The organism is Thalassotalea coralli, assembly GCF_055786205.1.
On sequence record NZ_JBVVBK010000002.1, the window covers coordinates 44307 to 62581 of the forward strand.

General features: G+C 37.4%; 22 protein-coding genes. 11 read left to right on the forward strand and 11 right to left on the reverse strand.

Going from position 1 to position 18275, the window contains the following annotated elements:
* Positions 1-2: 2 nt before the first annotated feature.
* From ACOB80_RS05540 to ACOB80_RS05550, 3 genes are all read left to right on the forward strand, one after another.
* Positions 3-539 carry a hypothetical protein gene (locus ACOB80_RS05540; RefSeq protein ID WP_473164828.1) on the forward strand — a complete coding sequence of 179 codons (537 nt, stop codon included), beginning with the start codon at positions 3-5 and terminating at the stop codon, positions 537-539.
* A gap of 242 nt (positions 540-781) precedes the next feature.
* Positions 782-2245: a pentapeptide repeat-containing protein gene (locus ACOB80_RS05545; protein WP_473164829.1), complete on the forward strand. Its 1464-nt coding sequence runs from the start codon at positions 782-784 to the stop codon at positions 2243-2245.
* 170 nt (positions 2246-2415) lie between these two features.
* Positions 2416-3831: a KAP family P-loop NTPase fold protein gene (locus ACOB80_RS05550; RefSeq protein WP_473164830.1), complete on the forward strand. Its 1416-nt coding sequence runs from the start codon at positions 2416-2418 to the stop codon at positions 3829-3831.
* Between the two features lie 191 nt (positions 3832-4022).
* Here ACOB80_RS05550 and ACOB80_RS05555 read toward each other — a convergent pair whose 3' ends face one another.
* Complete coding sequence (locus ACOB80_RS05555) at positions 4023-4223, reverse strand: hypothetical protein (RefSeq protein WP_473164831.1); 201 nt, start codon at positions 4221-4223, stop codon at positions 4023-4025.
* 206 nt (positions 4224-4429) lie between these two features.
* Here ACOB80_RS05555 and ACOB80_RS05560 point away from each other — a divergent pair, with 206 nt between their 5' ends.
* Complete coding sequence (locus ACOB80_RS05560; protein WP_473164832.1) at positions 4430-5383, forward strand: pentapeptide repeat-containing protein; 954 nt, start codon at positions 4430-4432, stop codon at positions 5381-5383.
* 66 nt (positions 5384-5449) lie between these two features.
* Here ACOB80_RS05560 and ACOB80_RS05565 read toward each other — a convergent pair whose 3' ends face one another.
* Positions 5450-5698 (reverse strand): ogr/Delta-like zinc finger family protein, encoded by a 249-nt coding sequence (locus tag ACOB80_RS05565; protein ID WP_473164833.1) that lies wholly within the window; start codon positions 5696-5698, stop codon positions 5450-5452.
* A 103-nt stretch (positions 5699-5801) separates the two neighbouring features.
* Here ACOB80_RS05565 and ACOB80_RS05570 point away from each other — a divergent pair, with 103 nt between their 5' ends.
* Positions 5802-6245 carry a hypothetical protein gene (locus tag ACOB80_RS05570; RefSeq protein ID WP_473164834.1) on the forward strand — a complete coding sequence of 148 codons (444 nt, stop codon included), beginning with the start codon at positions 5802-5804 and terminating at the stop codon, positions 6243-6245.
* A gap of 8 nt (positions 6246-6253) precedes the next feature.
* A complete protein-coding gene (locus ACOB80_RS05575; protein ID WP_473164835.1) occupies positions 6254-7066 on the forward strand; it encodes a hypothetical protein in 813 nt (270 codons plus the stop codon).
* Between the two features lie 28 nt (positions 7067-7094).
* Here ACOB80_RS05575 and ACOB80_RS05580 read toward each other — a convergent pair whose 3' ends face one another.
* Positions 7095-7328: a hypothetical protein gene (locus ACOB80_RS05580; protein WP_473164836.1), complete on the reverse strand. Its 234-nt coding sequence runs from the start codon at positions 7326-7328 to the stop codon at positions 7095-7097.
* Positions 7329-8130: 802 nt separating this feature from the next.
* Between ACOB80_RS05580 and ACOB80_RS05585 the strand changes: the two genes are divergently transcribed.
* Positions 8131-8949: a class II glutamine amidotransferase gene (locus ACOB80_RS05585; RefSeq protein WP_473164837.1), complete on the forward strand. Its 819-nt coding sequence runs from the start codon at positions 8131-8133 to the stop codon at positions 8947-8949.
* A 6-nt stretch (positions 8950-8955) separates the two neighbouring features.
* Here ACOB80_RS05585 and ACOB80_RS05590 read toward each other — a convergent pair whose 3' ends face one another.
* Genes ACOB80_RS05590 through purM form a run of 3 tightly spaced genes read right to left on the reverse strand, consistent with a single transcriptional unit; the run spans position 8956 to position 11439 of the window.
* Positions 8956-9711: a DUF3108 domain-containing protein gene (locus ACOB80_RS05590; RefSeq protein WP_473164838.1), complete on the reverse strand. Its 756-nt coding sequence runs from the start codon at positions 9709-9711 to the stop codon at positions 8956-8958.
* A gap of 26 nt (positions 9712-9737) precedes the next feature.
* Entirely contained in the window at positions 9738-10400 is a 663-nt protein-coding gene (purN, locus tag ACOB80_RS05595) for a phosphoribosylglycinamide formyltransferase (protein ID WP_473164839.1), read from the reverse strand.
* The gene (gene purM / locus ACOB80_RS05600; RefSeq protein WP_473164840.1) at positions 10393-11439 is read right to left on the reverse strand and encodes a phosphoribosylformylglycinamidine cyclo-ligase; all 1047 of its coding nucleotides are present in this window, start codon (positions 11437-11439) and stop codon (positions 10393-10395) included. Before purM ends, purN begins: the two co-directional genes overlap by 8 nt.
* Positions 11440-11631: 192 nt before the next feature.
* On the opposite strand from purM, the gene ACOB80_RS05605 reads away from it, so the two are divergent.
* Both ACOB80_RS05605 and hda read left to right on the forward strand, forming a co-directional pair.
* Positions 11632-12747, forward strand: coding sequence for a DUF2066 domain-containing protein (locus tag ACOB80_RS05605; protein WP_473164841.1), 1116 nt, complete (start codon positions 11632-11634; stop codon positions 12745-12747).
* A complete protein-coding gene (gene hda / locus ACOB80_RS05610; RefSeq protein ID WP_473164842.1) occupies positions 12744-13454 on the forward strand; it encodes a DnaA regulatory inactivator Hda in 711 nt (236 codons plus the stop codon). The genes ACOB80_RS05605 and hda overlap by 4 nt, the downstream gene beginning before the upstream one ends.
* A 38-nt stretch (positions 13455-13492) precedes the next feature.
* On the opposite strand, the gene ACOB80_RS05615 is transcribed toward hda, so the two are convergent.
* Genes ACOB80_RS05615 through ACOB80_RS05630 form a run of 4 tightly spaced genes read right to left on the reverse strand, consistent with a single transcriptional unit; the run spans position 13493 to position 16320 of the window.
* A complete protein-coding gene (locus ACOB80_RS05615) occupies positions 13493-13879 on the reverse strand; it encodes a DUF2069 domain-containing protein (RefSeq protein WP_473164843.1) in 387 nt (128 codons plus the stop codon).
* Between the two features lie 3 nt (positions 13880-13882).
* Positions 13883-14227: an arsenate reductase (glutaredoxin) gene (gene arsC, locus ACOB80_RS05620; protein WP_473164844.1), complete on the reverse strand. Its 345-nt coding sequence runs from the start codon at positions 14225-14227 to the stop codon at positions 13883-13885.
* Between the two features lie 14 nt (positions 14228-14241).
* Positions 14242-15699 (reverse strand): beta-barrel assembly-enhancing protease, encoded by a 1458-nt coding sequence (bepA, locus tag ACOB80_RS05625; protein ID WP_473164845.1) that lies wholly within the window; start codon positions 15697-15699, stop codon positions 14242-14244.
* Positions 15700-15723: 24 nt separating this feature from the next.
* On the reverse strand, positions 15724-16320 hold the full coding sequence (locus ACOB80_RS05630; protein WP_473164846.1) for a hypothetical protein: 597 nt from the start codon (positions 16318-16320) through the stop codon (positions 15724-15726).
* 95 nt (positions 16321-16415) lie between these two features.
* On the opposite strand from ACOB80_RS05630, the gene ACOB80_RS05635 reads away from it, so the two are divergent.
* Both ACOB80_RS05635 and ACOB80_RS05640 read left to right on the forward strand, forming a co-directional pair.
* The gene (locus tag ACOB80_RS05635) at positions 16416-16640 is read left to right on the forward strand and encodes a sulfurtransferase TusA family protein (protein ID WP_473164847.1); all 225 of its coding nucleotides are present in this window, start codon (positions 16416-16418) and stop codon (positions 16638-16640) included.
* A 3-nt stretch (positions 16641-16643) separates the two neighbouring features.
* Complete coding sequence (locus ACOB80_RS05640; protein WP_473164848.1) at positions 16644-17717, forward strand: AI-2E family transporter; 1074 nt, start codon at positions 16644-16646, stop codon at positions 17715-17717.
* Positions 17718-17789: 72 nt separating this feature from the next.
* Here the strand turns inward: ACOB80_RS05640 and bcp are convergent, their stop codons facing one another.
* Positions 17790-18260, reverse strand: coding sequence for a thioredoxin-dependent thiol peroxidase (bcp, locus tag ACOB80_RS05645; RefSeq protein ID WP_473164849.1), 471 nt, complete (start codon positions 18258-18260; stop codon positions 17790-17792).
* Between the last annotated feature and the right edge of the window lie 15 nt (positions 18261-18275).

Genomic DNA, 18275 nt, shown 5'->3' on the forward strand with positions numbered 1-18275 from the left:
TAATGGATTTTAGCGCAATAATTAGAAAAACGAGGGAGCAAAGACAAGCCAAAGGGACGGCAGAAAACGAGCGTTTGGGGCTTAATTCCGTCAGCTCCGCTGACCATTCTTGGACTAGTGGAAATAACTGTACGCCTTGTACAACAGCCACTAGAGCTGAAAAAGAGCTCAGCAAGCTAGGGTTATCAAAAGAAAATATTTTTGTTCTGAAAAAAGGGCATGTAATAAGTACGAAAGATTCATTTTATTACCTTTTTGATGGTCAATTAGTCAGTTATGGAATAGGGGAACCAGACCCCAAACGAATACAAAAGCAAAAAGTTCAGAAGAAAGCCGAAATTAAGCACTTTGCGCAAAGCTTTGCGCGCAAAGCTGGGCGCAATATGCCTTACAAAATTGATTTTTATCAAGCTAAGCAACTTGATAATGCAGGATTTAATCAAGCAACAAACAATGATCGATTAATACCAAATGCAAATGACTGGGTTTATGGCAGGAAGTTAGCCAACGGTGAAATTGAGCCAGATTGGTGGGATTAACCGATTTTATTTGATTTAATTAGCTGACATTATGGACACACAGACGAAACAGAAGTTCGAAGACTTGATAGACGATTTAACCAGAAATGTAGATGAAAATAAGTTTAACAATAACGAACAAAAGTCTTGTTAGTAACACTATTAATTCTTTAATTAATATCGAGTCATAATTGAATAAAAAAACTAACAAAAGTGGCTGTTTGTATGAAAAAATGCATGAAGCATACATATTAAGGAACAGGATGAATCAAATGGAAAAGACAACCGTAGATGAAAGCACAACAAATTATAGTATTAAAGGGCGAGAAGCGGTTTTACTTTGGTTAAAGGGAAAAGATGCTTGGAACATATATATGGAAGCTCACCCCAATACTGATGTTTGCTTTTCTCATGTGATATTTAACTATGATGATATTTGTAATTTGGCTCAGGATGTAGACACAGCAAATTTAGGGGCTTTAATTGATGCTGGTTACTTCGAGGGGTATAACTTCAACGGCGACGTGAGTTTTAGGTGTGCTACGTTTAGCTGCGACGTGAGCTTTGAGAACGGAACATTTAGCGGCCATGCGAATTTTTCAAAGGCAACTTTTAGTGGCGACACGAACTTTAATAGCGCAACTTTTAGCGGCGGTACGGACTTTTTTGGCACAACCTTTAACAGCCTTGCGAACTTTTGTGAAACATCCTTTAACGATCAGACAAGCTTTGTGGGCACAACGTTTAACGGCAGTGCGAGATTTCCTTACGCAACCTTTAGTGCCTACGTTGATTTTGAGAGAGCAATCTTTAGCCGCAAAGCGAATTTTTCGAACACTACCTTTAGTGATAATGTCAACTTTTTTCGTGCAACCTTTAGCGACGTTGCGGTTTTTTCGGGCGCAACCATTAGCGGCTTTGTTGACTTCCAATTCGGAACATTTAGAAAGTATGTGAACTTTTATGATGCGACTTTTAGTGGTAAAGCCGACTTTAGCGCCTCAGTTTTTGAGGCTATCGTATGTTTTGACTTTGTTAACTCTAGCTCTCACTTAATCTTTAAACCAAAAGATCCAGAGAAGATAAGAGAGCTAACTTTTAAGGGGGCGACGTTTGAAAAAACTCTTACTTTGAAGGGGGAATTTAAGTGTGTACCTGATTTAAGACTATCTAAGACAAACAATCATGTTGATTTTACTGGTTTGAAAGTTGACTTTGATAAAGTTTCTACTTGGTTGGGGAACAAGGCAAAAGATTATGATGATTGTGAGCGCTTGTGTCGGTTAAAAGAAATTGCTGAAAGCAATAAAGATAATGCTAGAGTTTTAGCGTTTCACGCTGATGAATTAAGGGCAAAGCGTTGGCATAAATTAACTACATCACAGTCAATTCTTGATTATTTATACGCTCTAAGTAGTGGGTATGGTCAAAGTATTGTTAAACCTTTTTTGTGGTTGGTCTTTTCTATTGTAGTATTCATGCTCTATACAATGAGCTACGCTACGGCCTCCAAACCAATAGGCGTTATACCCGCTGCTGTTGTTTCAATAGCTACAGTTACTCCATTTATTTCATTATCAAAATCTGCTCGCTCAGATGGATTAAAAAAAATATTTGGCGATGATATTCCCGATAAATACTATCTTTGGAGTTATGTACACGCCTCTATATCCCTTGTGTTTATATTTCTCATAGGCTTAGGCCTTAGGAATCGATTTAGGATTTAAGTAAATCACAACAATTGCTAAGGTGTTCGCCATTGGTATGTTTAAGTCGACTCTCTATCAAACTAACGAGTTAGTGAAAAGTCTATACTTTTTAATGCTCCAGAATTTATATCGCTTTATGCTTTGAACCTAGGAAAAGATTAAATTAATTACAATTAAAGGACTTATAAATGAGCTTACCTTGTAAATATCAAAAAGAATTTTCTGGTTTTAATTTTAAAGATTGCAAATTAGCAAGGAAGGAATTTGCTAAATTTCTATTGGCGAATATTAGCGAAGAAAAAGCTGGGTTTGTTCTCAATTTAAATGGCCAATGGGGTACAGGAAAGACTGATTTTTTAAAAAGGTTTTACAATTTATGTATTCAAGACAGTAACCAGCCTGCAATTTATATAGATGCGTGGACTAGTGATTTTGTAAAAGAACCTTTGACTGTGATAGCAAGTGAGCTAACTTCACAGCTAGAGGAAATGATTCATAATATCGGAACGGATCTCAATGTTATTAAAGATGTATTTGGAAGAGTTCTCAAATCAATTGTAATTGGGGGCAGTGGTATTACGTCAAAATTTTTACTCGGCGATTCAGCAGTTGGTATTGAATCTATGAAAGCAATTATGGAAAAAGATAACGTTGAAACAATGAACATTACAAATGGTGTTTACGTTGACCAAATTAAAGCAATGGAGCAAGTAAAAATACAACTTTCGCAAATCGCAAATGTAATAGAAGAAACGTACAAGCATAAAATGCCTATAATTGTGCTTGTTGATGAACTCGATCGTTGTCGCCCTTCATATGCAGTTGAATTCTTAGAAGTTATAAAGCATTTTTTTGAAACGCCAAACTTTGTTTTTGTTGTAGCCACAGACACTAGTCAGCTCATAGAATCAATAAAGTCTGTTTACGGAAACAATTTTGATTCATTTGAATATTTGAAACGTTTTTTTCATCAAGAAGTTCGTTTACCAACTCCTGATCTAAATCAATACTTGCTTCTTCAAACGTTTGATTTATCAGATCAAAATACTCACTATTATCCACTTGACCATGAAACAGAAAATGAGCAGTTGAGGCGTACAATAGCGCTTGTGGGAAAATTCTTTCACCTAAGTTTACGGGACATTGAGCAAGTCTGTATGAAATTGAAAGCAGCTATACGTTCTATTAAAAGGCATAATCAACAAAGGAACACTATTAATATAGCGTCCATCGTCATCGGTATTTGTGCGAAGCACCAAAATGACGAAGCTTATAAGAACTTTAAAAGTATAGAACCAGGAATTACCTTTAACAACAAATTGACTGAAGATTTTGATTTACCTAATGGAGGTAGAGCATTTGATTTTATTAAGTTAATGATTCAATCTTCTGGAAAATTTTCCACTAATAATCTGGGTGACTCAGGCTTTTATCTAGTTTCTCATAGAAGATGTAGAGTAGAGTTGCCCGTTCATCATGAAGACGGTTTTATTCTTCGAGCCGCTCAACTAACACAATCTGCATTGCAGAATTCTAATGGCTCAAAGGTATGGCTTTGGGATGACATTAAATGTTTAGTTGATTTAGCGGGACATATAAGTTGAATATTAGCCTTGACTTAAAATGTACTGGTTGTGAAGTTCCTTTGATTGTGGAAATGCTGGTGGCTATCGCTGCTTTTGCGATAAATGCGTTGCTAAAATTCCTGAGTTACCAAAAGACAATCACCCTATTGGTTATTACTTAGATGGGTGTTACCCGAACTTTGAATGGGTTCGGGGTTAAATGGCTACTTTTAATAAGACCAAGACCACTTACAACCACTTGTTTCAAGTGCTTTTTTCAGCACTTCTGGCGAGTCATACAAAGTAAATGGTAGGAATTTTTCTCTATCAAAATGCGTGGCTTGCCAGCCTACAATTTCATTTTTCTTAATAAAAGTTACTGTGTTAATCAGAGAGTTGTCGCGGTAGATTTTTAGGTACTTAAATTTCATGTTCTAAATGTGTGCATGTATGCACAGTATCCTTTCGGCTAGAATATAATTTATGGAAGAAAATTCAAGTACGCAGCTTTATCTTTTTATCCACATTTACCGTTAATATTCTGATATTTCGTCTTTTACTTATCGTTTATTGTTACTTGAATTTAGGATTAGTTTAACCGTACTATGTCACCAAAATGGATTTAAGATAAACCTCAATGTTTAGAAAAAGAAATAAGAAAAAAGATAAATCCTTCGCTTACTTAGGGTTAGTTCCTGCAAAAAAGAAAAGGTTTTTGCTTAACGAAAAACTTCACAATTTCGCTGATAGTTTAGATGCTTGGCACGTAACGAGAATTATGTCCTCAATAGGGAGCCTTGCTCTGATTTTAACGTTAATAATGATTTGGATCGATTTTTCTGATAGGTATGCTCAACGTTCTGCACAAGCATGGAGTATTCTTACTAATAAAGCGAGTGGTAACGCTGGGAAAACACAAGCTTTAGAGTACCTGAATTCTTCGCAATGGCCATTTAAGAAGAAAGAACATATGTTTGGCATTGACCTGACGCCTGAGGATGATAATGAGGGCGCTTATTTAACAGATGGGGACTTCAAAAGTTTAGAACTCGAATACTCGGAAATACCTAGAGCAATCATAAAGAATATACGCTTTGATAACGCAGAATTTAAGTCCAATATTTTTCTGCTGTCGAGGTTTAATTCTGTAAACCTAGATTCATCTGTGATCATTAGAAACGAATTTGCTCAAGCTAAGTTTTACAGAGTTTTACTCTCCAATGCATACCTATATGGGAATAATTTTCCACATACAAGTTGGGCTGATGTAGCTTTCAATAACACTGAAATAGAACATTCATCTTTTGAAGGAGCAAAATTTGAAAGGGTTTCATTTGTTAGAAGTAAGTTTAGTAATGTTGATTTTAGAAATGTCAGATTTAGATACGTAAATTTTGCCAAAGCAGATTTACGTGATGTAAAAGGTCTAACAGATGAACAGCTTTGGGTTTCATGTGGGGATAATGAAACCAAATTGCCGCCAAAGTTAAAAAAAATTCAGAATTGTCGTGATATGGATTGGAATTTCGATGAGCATGGAATTCCAAATAGATTAGGCAGAGTGAAAAATACACTAGACAATATTCAATAGTCTAATTCAAAATTACTACCACACTTCGCTGTGCTCGTATAGTTCAAATAATTAAATTGAAGGGAATTAATTCAATTTTAACAATTCCAACTGCTGTTCACGCGGCAGCTGTTTTATGTAAGAAGCAGCAATTTTTGCCGTTGTTGCGCTAGTCGGATTTAAGTAGTGATCAAATCCGAGTGTCACGCGAAAAGTGTCACCGCACTTTTTGGCGTCTGTGCAAGAGCAATATAAATGGGTTACGTGCGCACTTTGTTTTTCTCTCGAACTTACAGTTGCCTTACTTCCACAATTTGGACATTCAACACGTGCCATATTTCTACTACTCTAAAACCCCTCTGCTGTTATTATATACAGTTATATTGCATGGGTAAATTAAGTATGATGATAGAAGTTTTTTGTTAAAAAAGGATTTAATTTGAAAAGGTTAGCTTTATTAATTGCGGCAACAACATTTTCCGCGGCATCGATTGCACAAGATATGTATGCACTTAAACTAAAAGTAACAACACCAAATGGTGAAGTTGCAATCGATGGCGGTGTAATGACTTATAAAATGCCAATGTCAGGAAAAACAACAATAACTATAAAAGGTAAAAAAATAACGTCACCAGAGCACTATTTATTTAAGAACTTTTCACACTCAAGCGGTAAAGGGAATGAAACTTACAATAGACTTATTGCCGTCATTACACAAGATAACGTTCTTAGGATATTTCATGACACTAATATTTGTGGAGAGTCTTCCTATTCTACTAATTTTACGAGCTTCAATGGCAAAGCATCTTATACGAGTAGTAAAGGGTGCAAAATTGACGCAGATATACTTAAAGGTAACTCACTAGATGATTTTATGAAATAAAAGCCGAAATGAAAGAAAAAATGAAAGAAAACATGAAAGAAAAAATGGACATATTTCATTGTTTGTGGGTGCTACCTAATGGCGGTATATCTTACAATGCAAATTTGAGAAAAGAAGCTTTAGTAGAAAACTATCTGATACCGTATATAAACAATCAAGTTATTCTAGAAGATTTTCAAGAGTTTGAAGGCGAAGCTTTGTTAAACCTGAGTAACTCCATGTTTTTAATGATATTAAAAACAGACCAAAATATAAATAATGGTATTTTTCGTCTCCAAAACCCCACCGCAATTATTGGAGAACTTAGAAATATAAACATTTCGGTCGAAGTATGTACTAAAGAGGTATTTGAGTTTTCAGACATAGACTTAAACTACAATAGAGCTTTACGGAGGCAATTGAAAACAAACAAAAACCAAGTTTTTGTTGTTATGAAATTTGGTGATGAAGTTTTAGATTCAGCGTATGAAAGTATAAAAATGGCTGTTAGTGAGTTTGATCTAAAAACGGTTCGAATTGATGAGATTGAGAGTTCGGGAGCTATCACTGATGAGATACTAAGACATATAGACGAATCAAAATACGTTCTTGTCGAACTAACAGGTGCAAGGCCTAATTGTTATTATGAAGCTGGATATGCTGATGCTTTAGGCAAAGAAATTATCTATGTAATTAAAGAAGATGAAGAGATTCATTTTGACCTAAAGCACAGAAAGTTCATTTTCTGGAATACAGAATCAGATTTGAGAACTAAAATAAAACAAAGGTTTGAGTCTTTATTGTCAGAAAGCAAAGGTATTTCATTTGAAAAAGAAAAATAGGCGCAGGGCATGTGCCCTGCGTTAAAATCTATTTCTCACCTAGCTCAAAGTTAAGTTTTAAGCTTCCTCTGACTTCTTTGTCACGCTCCACTGCTTCAACAACCTTTTTTATTAACGGCTTAGTCTCATTCTTAAAGTAAACACTGTCGTACTTGGTCGGGACTCCAAGACCTGCGTTGTTTACTGGAATTATACCCGCTAGTCCTGGTGGGAATCGGTGAGCGTTTAAAACGTCTTGAGCAGATACATTTTTAACGTCCATAAATTCGTATTTATTTTCAAAGTTACCAACAGGAATAATTTGTAAGCCTTTTCTTTACCGGTTGGAATATTTACAAATAGTGAACGGAAATTACCAACACCTTTAGATTCTTGAATTTTTTCCTTTATCGTTTCTTCTACTTCGGGGTCTAAATAGAGTGGCATCTTCATTTAACATAGCTGCTTGCAAGCTATCTAAATAATCAGGGCAACCATAGATTTGCTTTACTGCGTCATACTTAATTAAAATCTGAATAATTGCACTGTGTTTCTCTATGGGGCTGTATCCAAGTAAATAATCACCATGTAATAATCGCGTCACGTAATCCGCACTCTTCCTCACCCTCCTGCGGGGCTTATGTCGCAATTTTTTTTCAGTTTTTAATTGTTACAGTTATTTGCTCTAGGCGACAAGTAATAAGCTTTTTATAAGGATCAGAGGATCTGAAAAAAATGAAAAATTTTGTAGCGTTTTTCAAAAAAAGGATCGGAAAAGTTAGTGGTTGAAAGAAGAAAGTACTTGTAAACAATAGCTTTTTTATGATTTACGTGAGGATCGAAAAAGGGGGGGCGGAATTAAATAATTGTCTATGTAAAACAACAGCTTAAAGAAAACGAAACTGAAACTTATAATGTAGTGATATTTGATGCGTGTATTGGAAATTTTTTAGTAGTACAATTGATTATAAGTCACGTTTGTTGGCAAGGAAAAAGTTCTATGCTGACACCCTAAGTGACACCTATTGTGATTTTCAATTTAATTTATCGTTATAAGTCTTTGTTTTATATGGGGTGTGTAGTTTATGTGTGAACTCCTAGCCATGTCGGCTAATGTTCCAACAGATATTTGTTTTAGCTTTACAGGACTAATGCAAAGAGGCGGTAATACCGGGCCGCATAAAGACGGTTGGGGGGTTACTTTTTATGAAGGAAAAGGCTGTCGCAGTTTCAAAGACCCATTGCCGAGTGCTGAGTCGCCTATAGCTCGTTTAGTCACTGAGTACCCGATAAAAAGTGAAGCGGTCATATGCCACATAAGACAAGCTAACTCGGGTAATGTTTGCCTTGAAAATACGCACCCTTTTACTCGACAAATGTGGGGAAAGAACTGGACCTATGCCCATAACGGTCAGTTAGCGGGGTTTAAAGAAAAGCTACCTATTAAATATCACTTACCTGTGGGTACGACTGATAGCGAACTTGCTTTTTGTTGGATTTTAGATGAGCTGTTAGCGAAATTTGGTGCCGATGAGCCTGATGACGAGTCTTTGTACCACTATATTGCAAGCTTAAGTGAGCAGATAAATCATTTGGGTGTCACTAATTTAATTATTTCCAATGGCGACTGTTTGTTTGCCTTTTGCTCTAATAATTTGCATTGGATCACTCGTAGAGCACCCTTTGGGGAAGCGAGCCTAATCGATGCTGAAATGGTGGTAGATTTTCAACAGGAAACCAGTAATAAAGATGTTGTTTCTGTAATCGCTACGCGCCCTCTAACAGATGATGAAACTTGGCACAAAATGCAACCAGGTCAATGGCAAGTATTTAGGTTAGGGGAAGTGTTATTGGGGGGCCAAACAAAAGAGATTATTTGGCCATCACAAGCAAAAGCCTCTTAGAATAGGCTATTGTTTTTCTTCGGTTAAGGCAGTGACTTTGTTTAATTGAGCTTCAAATTGCTCGTTGCCGCCTTTACTTTGGTACAGTTTTACCAATAAATAATTGTACTCTGGCGCAAACCACGCATAAGTTATGCGTTCTTTTCTTTTTACTTCTCGCTTGAGTCGAATTGCTTTCACTAAACCAATAGGGAGGAGAACTTCTTCTTCTCCGTCGTATTCAAATTCATAATCTTTGATACTGCCAGAGGTTGAAACGACAGGGTAACTGAAGGTCTTTTGCTCAGGGTTTTTGATGAGTGCTAGGCGGTTTTGCAGGTGATAGCTGAGCTTATCTTGAATACCGTCAGGGAAATCAATAGAGTGGTTTTTGTTTTCTTTGATGTCTTTAGCTTTGTTTTCAGTAACATCAAAGCTCCACTCATAGAACTTATCTCGACCAGTACCCGTTCTTTCATATTTGTAATGAAGTGGCGTTACAGCATAGCCGTTTAATTGGACTTTGGTATTTTCTTTTCGTTTATCAGAAAAAATTAGCCATTTGATTTTAGTTTGGTAACTATACTCAGCAGAGTTATCATCGAGATAGGTTAATGATCTAACGCCTTTACCGACAGGGTCAGATTTATGTAGGATGGTGTATTCAGCTTTAAATGGTTCAATTATTTTGTTGAGTGAAGCTGTTTCTGTTTCTTCAGTTGCACTTGCGTTTTGCGACAATGAGAGCAGGGTAGCTAGCCCGAAACAAAACATTCTTACCATAAATACACCACCTAGTTTGAAATCTATTATTCGTTCTCGCTAGCGTAACCCGAAACAGGTAGTTCTTGGCCATCCAATACGGCCGACTGCCCATTCATAGATAATCTATTGTCACAGAACCACTTAACTACAAGTGGGTAAATGCGATGTTCTTGTTCGTGCACTCTTGCTGCTAAGTCAGTTGCTGTATCGTTTTCAAATACAGGCACTTTCGCTTGCAAAATTACCGGACCGCCATCGAGTTCTTCTGTTACAAAATGAACGCTAACGCCATGGGTATCGTCACCAGCATCAATTGCTCTCTGGTGCGTATTTAACCCTTGGTACTTCGGCAACAAAGAAGGATGAATGTTCAATAATTTTCCTAAATATTTTTGCACGAACTTTGGCGTTAAGATTCGCATAAAGCCAGCTAGCACAATTAAATCAGGATTGAACTTGTCGATTGTTGTCATCAGAGCGTCGTCATAGGACTCTCTTGAGTCATAGTCTTTATGGCTACACACAGCCGCTTCTACAGAAGCATTCGCCGCTCTTTCAAGGCCGTAAGCGTCAGCTTTGTTAGAGATAACGCCTACTACCTCGCCAGGATAGTCGCTCACATTACTTGCGTCTAAAATCGCTTGTAAATTTGAGCCACTACCTGAAATTAGTACAACAATGCGCGATTTTGCAGCATTATTAGTCATGGTTGATTACTACTTGCTCTTGACCTTCAGCAAGTGGAGCAATTTCACCAATGTGCCATGCGTTTTCACCTTGCTCAGATAAAATCTTTAAGCTTTGCTTTAATTGGTCTGCTGGAACAGCAATGATCATACCTACACCACAGTTAAATGTGCGGTACATTTCGTGTGTAGTGATATTTCCTTTTTCTTGTAACCAGTTAAAAATAGTTGGCCATTCCCAGCTATTGCCATTGATTACAGCTTGAGCATTCTCAGGTAAAACGCGTGGAATATTTTCCCAGAAACCGCCACCTGTAATGTGAGAAAGTGCGTGAACATTAACTTCTTTAAGAAGTTCTAATACTGATTTAACGTAGATCTTTGTTGGCTCTAATAAACGGTCAGCAATTGACTTACCGTCTAATAGTTCAGACGTATCAGTATTGTTAACTTCTAATACTTTGCGAATTAATGAGTAACCGTTTGAATGTGCACCAGATGAGCCTAATGCAATAAGTTGGTCGCCAGCTGCCACTTCGCTACCGTCAAGTAAACGAGATTTTTCTGCAACACCAACACAAAAGCCTGCGATGTCGTAGTCGCCTTGGTGGTACATACCTGGCATTTCCGCTGTTTCACCACCAACTAAAGCACAGTTTGATTGCACGCAACCTTCAGCAATACCCGCTACTACTGAAGATGCAACATCTACATCAAGTTTTGCAGTCGCGTAATAGTCTAAGAAAAATAGTGGCTCTGCGCCTTGCACGATCAGGTCATTAACACACATAGCGACTAAATCGATACCCACAGTGTCATGTTTATTTAAATCGATCGCTAAACGCAACTTTGTACCAACACCGTCAGTACCTGCTACTAGTACCGGCTCTTTATAACCAGTTGGTAATTGACAGACTGAGCCAAAGCCGCCTAGTCCACCCATAACTTCTGGGCGAGTTGTGCGCTTAACTGCGCCTTTGATGTTTTCAACTAATGCATTACCTGCATCGATATCTACACCAGCGTCTTTGTAACTTAGTGACTGTTTTTGTTCACTCACGGGGCAACCTCTTTCGATTCTAATTTAGCGATTTGCTACGATTAACGGTATGAAAAGTGCGTATTCTACCAGCGCAAGCAACAGGTGGAAATCCTTTCAATTAATTATTTTTAATATCTTAGATATTTTAACATTATCCTCGGTTAATTCTTGTGGTAACATTATGGCTATGAAACCTTTTTTCTTTAATTCATGACACGTCAATTACTGCTCAACATTCTTGTCTCTTTATTGCTGATGACTTCTGTCGCTAGCCAAGCTGTTGAAGTAAAAAACCTATATCAAGCAAAAGTTGAAATAGAATCGCAACGAAGCCAAGACAGGAAAATTGCCTTACGTAATGCCTTGCAAACAGTACTGATTAAAGTGTCGGGGCATCGCGAAGTATTAGATAACCTCGAAATCAAGAAAGCGATCAGACGCTCGGAGCAATTGTTAACTGATTTTAGATATCAACGACAAGACAACAAAATGTACGTTGTTGTTAACTTTAATGAGCAAAAAATTAATCAGCTGTTAGTCGATAATGGTTTACCTATTTGGGGGCGATTAAGACCTCAACTTGTTGTTTGGCTGGCTGACGAAAGAAAGTTAGAGCGCAGTGTGATGCATAGCGCGAATATGAGCGATATTCGACAAGTAGTGTCAGAGTTTCAAGCTGAGCGCGGTGTTCCTGTAGTCATTCCCGAGCAGTCAGTGATTGAAAGTGACGCCATCAGTTCAACGGATGTATGGGGGCGTTTTGATCAAATGGTGTCTAATGCTTCACAATCATACGCGCCAGAAGGAATTGTCATTATTAGACTTTCTGATAATAGTTTGCTGAAAGTAGAGCAGTTAGATGCGCTAGAATCTTGCCCTATTTTATGCCCTAAGCCTATTGCTGTAGATTGGAGTTTTAAGTCTACTGAAAGTTACGATTCACTTCCGCAATATAGTGAACGTTATTACGGTGTGGATAGACAGTTATTATTAAAGCAAGCCTTGGCGGATATCGCTGATATGTTGGCTTCTCGTTACGCATTGGCGCCGACGGAAAAAAATGAATACGTCATTGATGTCGCCAATGTAGAGTCTTTGTTTCAACATGTGAAAATTACCCGTTTTTTACAGGAGTTATCTGCAGTTAGTTCCGTTACTTTGGTTGGCGCTAAAGGTAAAACCCGCCGATTCAGTTTAAATTTATTGGGTAGCGAGCAAGCGTTTTTGGCATCGTTAAAGTTGAATCGTTCGTTAACTCGCTATTTCGACCCACTCGATCCTAGCTCAAAAGAGGGCGTTCCTTTGTTTTATTGGGAGTCTGAATGAGCGTAAATAACCAGCTAACCTTGTCTGTACAATTGCCTGACGATGAAACTTTTGAAAGTTATCGAGGCAGTACCAACGAACAAGCTATTCATTCAATTAAGAACTTGTTAGACGATAAACAAGATAAATTGAAAGTGAATGTGTGTTATTTGTTTGGCCGCACAGGTGTCGGAAAGTCTCACTTGTTACATGCTGCGTGCGCTTATGCACAAAGCAAAAACTTAAGTTCACTTTGCTTATCGCTAAAAGAGCTAGAACACCTTTCTGTTGAGTTGTTGATGGGGCTGGAATCATTTGACCTAGTTTGTTTGGATGACATTCATTTATTGGCCGAGCGCCCTGATTGGCAGCAAGCCGTATTTGATCTGTTTAATCGTATGACTGAGCAACAAAAAGTGTTGATTATATCAGGCGACAGTGCAGTTAATGAATTAGACTTGTCGCTTCCAGATTTGCGCTCTCGTCTTTCATGGGGCTTAGTTGAACAACTTAAACCTCTATCAGACAAAGATAAAGTTCAAGCCATACATTATCGAGCCCAGCAAAGAGGGTTATTGTTAAGTGAAGAGGTGACCAAGTTTTTGATGGTGCGTATTTCTCGTGATATGAATAATCTTATATCAGTATTAGATCAGCTTGATAAGGCATCCATTCGAGAACAACGTAAGATAACCGTTCCCTTTATTAAACAAGTGTTACTTGATTAATCGTTAGCGAGTAGTGTTTTACTCGCTAACTTGTCAATTTATTTCTTCTTTTTACGAATACTTAAGCCGAGTTCTTGGCCGCGATATTTCGCGTAATAAGTACCTGAAATAAACATCATGGTGGCGAATATTAATTCTAAAGCTGCCCAAACTCTGTCTTCTGGTGACACCCATAGCGTGGTTAAACTGTGAAGAAAATACCACATAACCACGAAATTAGACCATGCAAAAGTATATGGGTTTCCTTGTACCAGACCTTTCAATGGAAAAAGTAGAGGTAGGGTGAAAAACACTAATGAAGTAATAGGTGAAAGGCCATCGGAAGGGTTAATAAATATTAACCATAATGGCATGTAAATAAGCAAAGAAAAATAGCCTGCTAAGGCTATTTTCTTATGCGTTTGCGTCGAAAGTTGTTTAGCCATTTACTACTCGTTTATCAGACTTAACACATTCTCTGGTGGGCGACCTATTATCGCTTTATTGCCTTTGACGACAATAGGGCGCTCAATAAGTTTTGGGGTATTTTCCATGGCACTAATGAGCGTGTTATCGTCTGCACCTTTTAGATTTTGTTCTTTAAATTCCGTTTCTTTAGTTCGCATCATCTCAATTGGCGATACATTTAGAGCAGATAATAAACCTTCGATTTCAACCTTTGTTAAAGGTGTTTTTAAATACTCAACGATATTGACTTCTTGATTGTTTTCTTCAATTAGCGCTAAAGTTTGGCGGCTTTTCGAGCAGCGAGGATTGTGATAGATAGTTAACATATATATCTCTAATTTTAGTTTAAGCGTTTTAGTTTATCTTCTTGATCTTGGAATTGGATTATACGTGCTTTGATACGTTTTCTTACCAAGGGTTTTGATTTAGCAAAATTATAACCTGTTTGAAGCTCATCAACAGCTCGAGAATAACCGCCAAGAAGTGCGAATACTTCTGCTTTAGTTGCGTGCATCATCGCCATTTTCTTTTGCTTTTTGTAAGCTTCAGTGAGTAAGTCATAAGCGATGTAGCTTTCAGAGTTTAAAATGACGAAATCTTGTAGCAAGTTTTCTGCTTGCTCAAATTTTTCAGCTTTGATTAACGCATTGGCATAATTTAATGCTACAACTTGATTGTTCGGCATGACTTTATTTAGCTCATGTAACATATTTAACGCGAGATCATATCGCTCGGTTTGGATATAAACATCAGTTAAAACATCTACATAAAATAAGTTTGTTATGTCACTAAAGCGCAAATCAAGCAATATTTTTTCTGCTTTTTCGTATTCTTTTAGTTCAAAGTAGGTGACGGCTATAGCGTACAATGCCGCTTCTTTAAAGGCGTATTTTTGTTTGTTTAAATCGTCTTCAAATATTTTTATGTTGTCTCTAGGCTCACCAATATAACGAGCTTTTATACGTGCCTTAGCTAAATGAAAACTCAAATTAGGCGCTATTCGACGCGTCCCGTAGCTTTGTGCTCTGACTCTTGAGTCGGATATACGTGAATCAGGTAATGGGTGAGTTAAAAGCATTGCCGGTGGCTTACTGGTATAGCGATATTTTTCCGCTAGTTTTCCAAAGAATTGCGGGGCTCCATTAGGATCAAAGCCGCTGTCTGCTAATAAACGTATACCAACACGGTCAGCCTCTTTTTCGTTGCTGCGAGTATAATTAATACTAGACTGTTGAGAAGCTGCAATACTTGTGCTTAATGCAGCCATGCCTACCGTTGGGTTAACCATAGACAGTAAAATCCCTGAAACCATTCCGGCCATCGTTAATGGTTGAGATTTTGATTGCGCTTCAATTTTTCGAGCTAAGTGACGTTGCGTAACGTGTGATATTTCGTGAGCAACGACAGATGCTAGTTCACTTTCTGTGTCTGCAGCTGCAACCAATCCTGTGTGCATGCCTATATGACCGCCAAAAAATGCAAAGGCATTAATTTCTCTATTATTCAGAAAGAAAAATTTGAATTTATAATTAACATTATTCGCATTGCGAACCATGCGATTTCCCAGATCGTTTATATATTCATTTAAAATAGGATCATGAAGAATGGGTTGTGTTGCTCTCAGCTGGCGCATCATAGCATCGCCAATTTGTCGCTCTTTTTCTATTGATAAGACGCTACCACCAGCAGCACCTATATCTGGTAGTTTATTTTTGTTTTGTTGAACGGCGTTAGTGGTAAAAGTAAGACCAAACAAGCAAGACGTTATTAATAGTGTTTTAGCGCTAATTTTAAACAATCGAATGTTCCGTTTTTATGAGACCTAGAAAGGGGGATTACCGCGTTCTTTAATTTCTTTGCAAAACTCGGCGATGTTATATCCTATGACGTCAACAATCTCAAATGATTCCGCCAAATGATCAATTAATTTCATTATTGTTAAATGGGTAAATCTGATCAGTGCCATATCGGCTTCGTCACCTTTCTGAAAGCTATAAGTAATAAATGATATGAGATGGTTGACTCGAAATAGCATTTGCAATGATTCCGGTGCCCATACTTTAAATGGGCAGCCAGGGTGATTTGATAAATTTTGATGAACTGGCTCGTCATCAATCATAGGAAAACAATGTAGTTCATAGCATTGATTGGTGTAAACATGTTTTAACTGAATTCTTGGTTTTAGTAATACATGTATTTCACCGTTATTATCTTGGTGGCCTTTTAGTAAAGGTAAATTCCACGTCGATTTATCGAGTATTTGACGGTAAGCACTATCAAAACCGTGACTAATAAGTCCATCAAGTTCACTAACTGCGCCACTCGCTAAACTATAGACGAGAGGGACTTCTCCCCATGTGAGCTTTTTTTTGTAGGCATTTATTTGTCTTAAATCAGGGTTTTCCAAGAGATCAACCATTTACCGTTATTAAATGAGATTATACTAATATCTATATTGTAATAGATTGTCGCAAATTAGATAATTAAACGAAAGAGCGGTTAACAATTTTACTTATGATTTATCAATATGATGGCAGAAAAGATAAATGCCCTTTACCTTTAGTAAAGATGCGTTTACTTTTGAAAAAGTTAACGGTGGAAGATAAGTGCATTATTCAAATTTTCGATGCCGGTTCTTTGTCTGATATTCCTAAATATTTAACAAATAAGGGGTATTGTTACTCAACGATTATTCTCGATGATGGAGCTAAAGAGCTTCATATTGCTTTAGGAAAGTAGTTTATGGTTTCATTTTTTTCACAATGGTATAAGCAAAAATTTTCAGATCCACAAGCGGTCAGCTTGATGGTTATCCTAATTTCGGTTTTCTTAGCTATTTATTTTTTAAGTGGTTTGCTTATGCCTGTTTTTGTGGCAATTGCTTTGGCATTTTTATTAGAACTACCTGTAAATAGGCTAACGCAACATGGCTTTTCCAGAAGTTTGTCGACATCTGTGGTTGTTCTCGTTTTTGTAGGCTTGGGGTTATTGGCTTCATTTGGTTTATTTCCTGTGATATGGCAGCAAACAAGCCAATTGGTGCAGGAAATCCCTAATATGGCGTCACAAGGGCAAACTTACTTGTTAACTCTTCCAGAGAAGTACCCTGAGCTGATTAAAACATCTCAAATCGAAGCGTTAACATCATTAGTAAATGAAAAGCTGTTAGATTGGGGGCAAGTCGTACTGCAAGCATCTTTAAATTCTCTGACAGATTTGGTGGCATTGCTTATTTACATCATTCTTGTACCAATTATGGTTTTTTTCTTTCTGAAAGATAAAGGTGAACTGTGGGGCGGTGTAAAAGCTATGCTACCTAAAAACAGAGGAATGGCGTCTAAAGTTGGTAAAGAAATGAACCAACAGATCATGAACTATATCCGAGGAAAAATTATAGAGATATTGATAATCGGCACCATTTCTACGATAACGTTTATATTTTTAGGCTTGAATTATGCTGTGTTATTAGGTGTGTTAGTCGGATTGTCAGTTCTAGTCCCTTATGTTGGGGCAACACTTGTCACTTTTCCCGTGATGTTAGTCGCCTTATTTCAATGGGGACCAGGAGCCGAATTTGGTTATGTAATGCTCGCTTACGGTATCATTCAAGCATTTGATGGTAATTTGCTAGTGCCTCTTCTTTTTTCTGAGGCGGTAAATTTGCACCCAGTGACGATTATTATCGCTGTAATTTTGTTTGGTGGTCTATGGGGTTTTTGGGGGGTGTTTTTCGCAATTCCTTTAGCAACGTTAGTAAAAGCTGTAGTGAATGCTTGGCCAAGTTCCGAGTTAGAAGCATCTGAACAGACGCAATAATGTCTGTTTTTCACCGCATAAAAAAAGCACGGTATCTACCGTGCTTTTTTTATGCGGTTGCTTCATTAACCGTTACAAAGCTTTAATAACTTCCAAGACAACTTCATGATGATTCTTCGTTTTAAACTTGTCAAAAACGTGAATAACTTCACCGTCTTTGTTTATTAAAAAGCTAATACGGTGAATTCCATCATATTCTCTTCCCATAAACTTCTTTAGTCCCCAAACACCAAAAGCATCAGCTACTTTGTGATCTTCATCAGATAATAATGAAAAGTTTAATTCGTCTCTTTCAACGAATTTAGTTAAACGTTTTACAGCATCAGGGCTGATGCCTAAAGCAACAGTGTCTAATTTCTCTAACTCGGATTTTACGTCACGTAACCCTTGTGCTTGTACCGTACAACCTGGTGTCATTGCTTTAGGATAAAAATAGACTAAAACATTTTTTTCTCCGGCAAAATCACTCAAGTTAATGGTTTCGCCAGCTTCATTTTGTAAAGAAAACTCAGGCGCTTTATCGCCCACTTGCAAAGTATTCATAGTGTTCCTTTATTA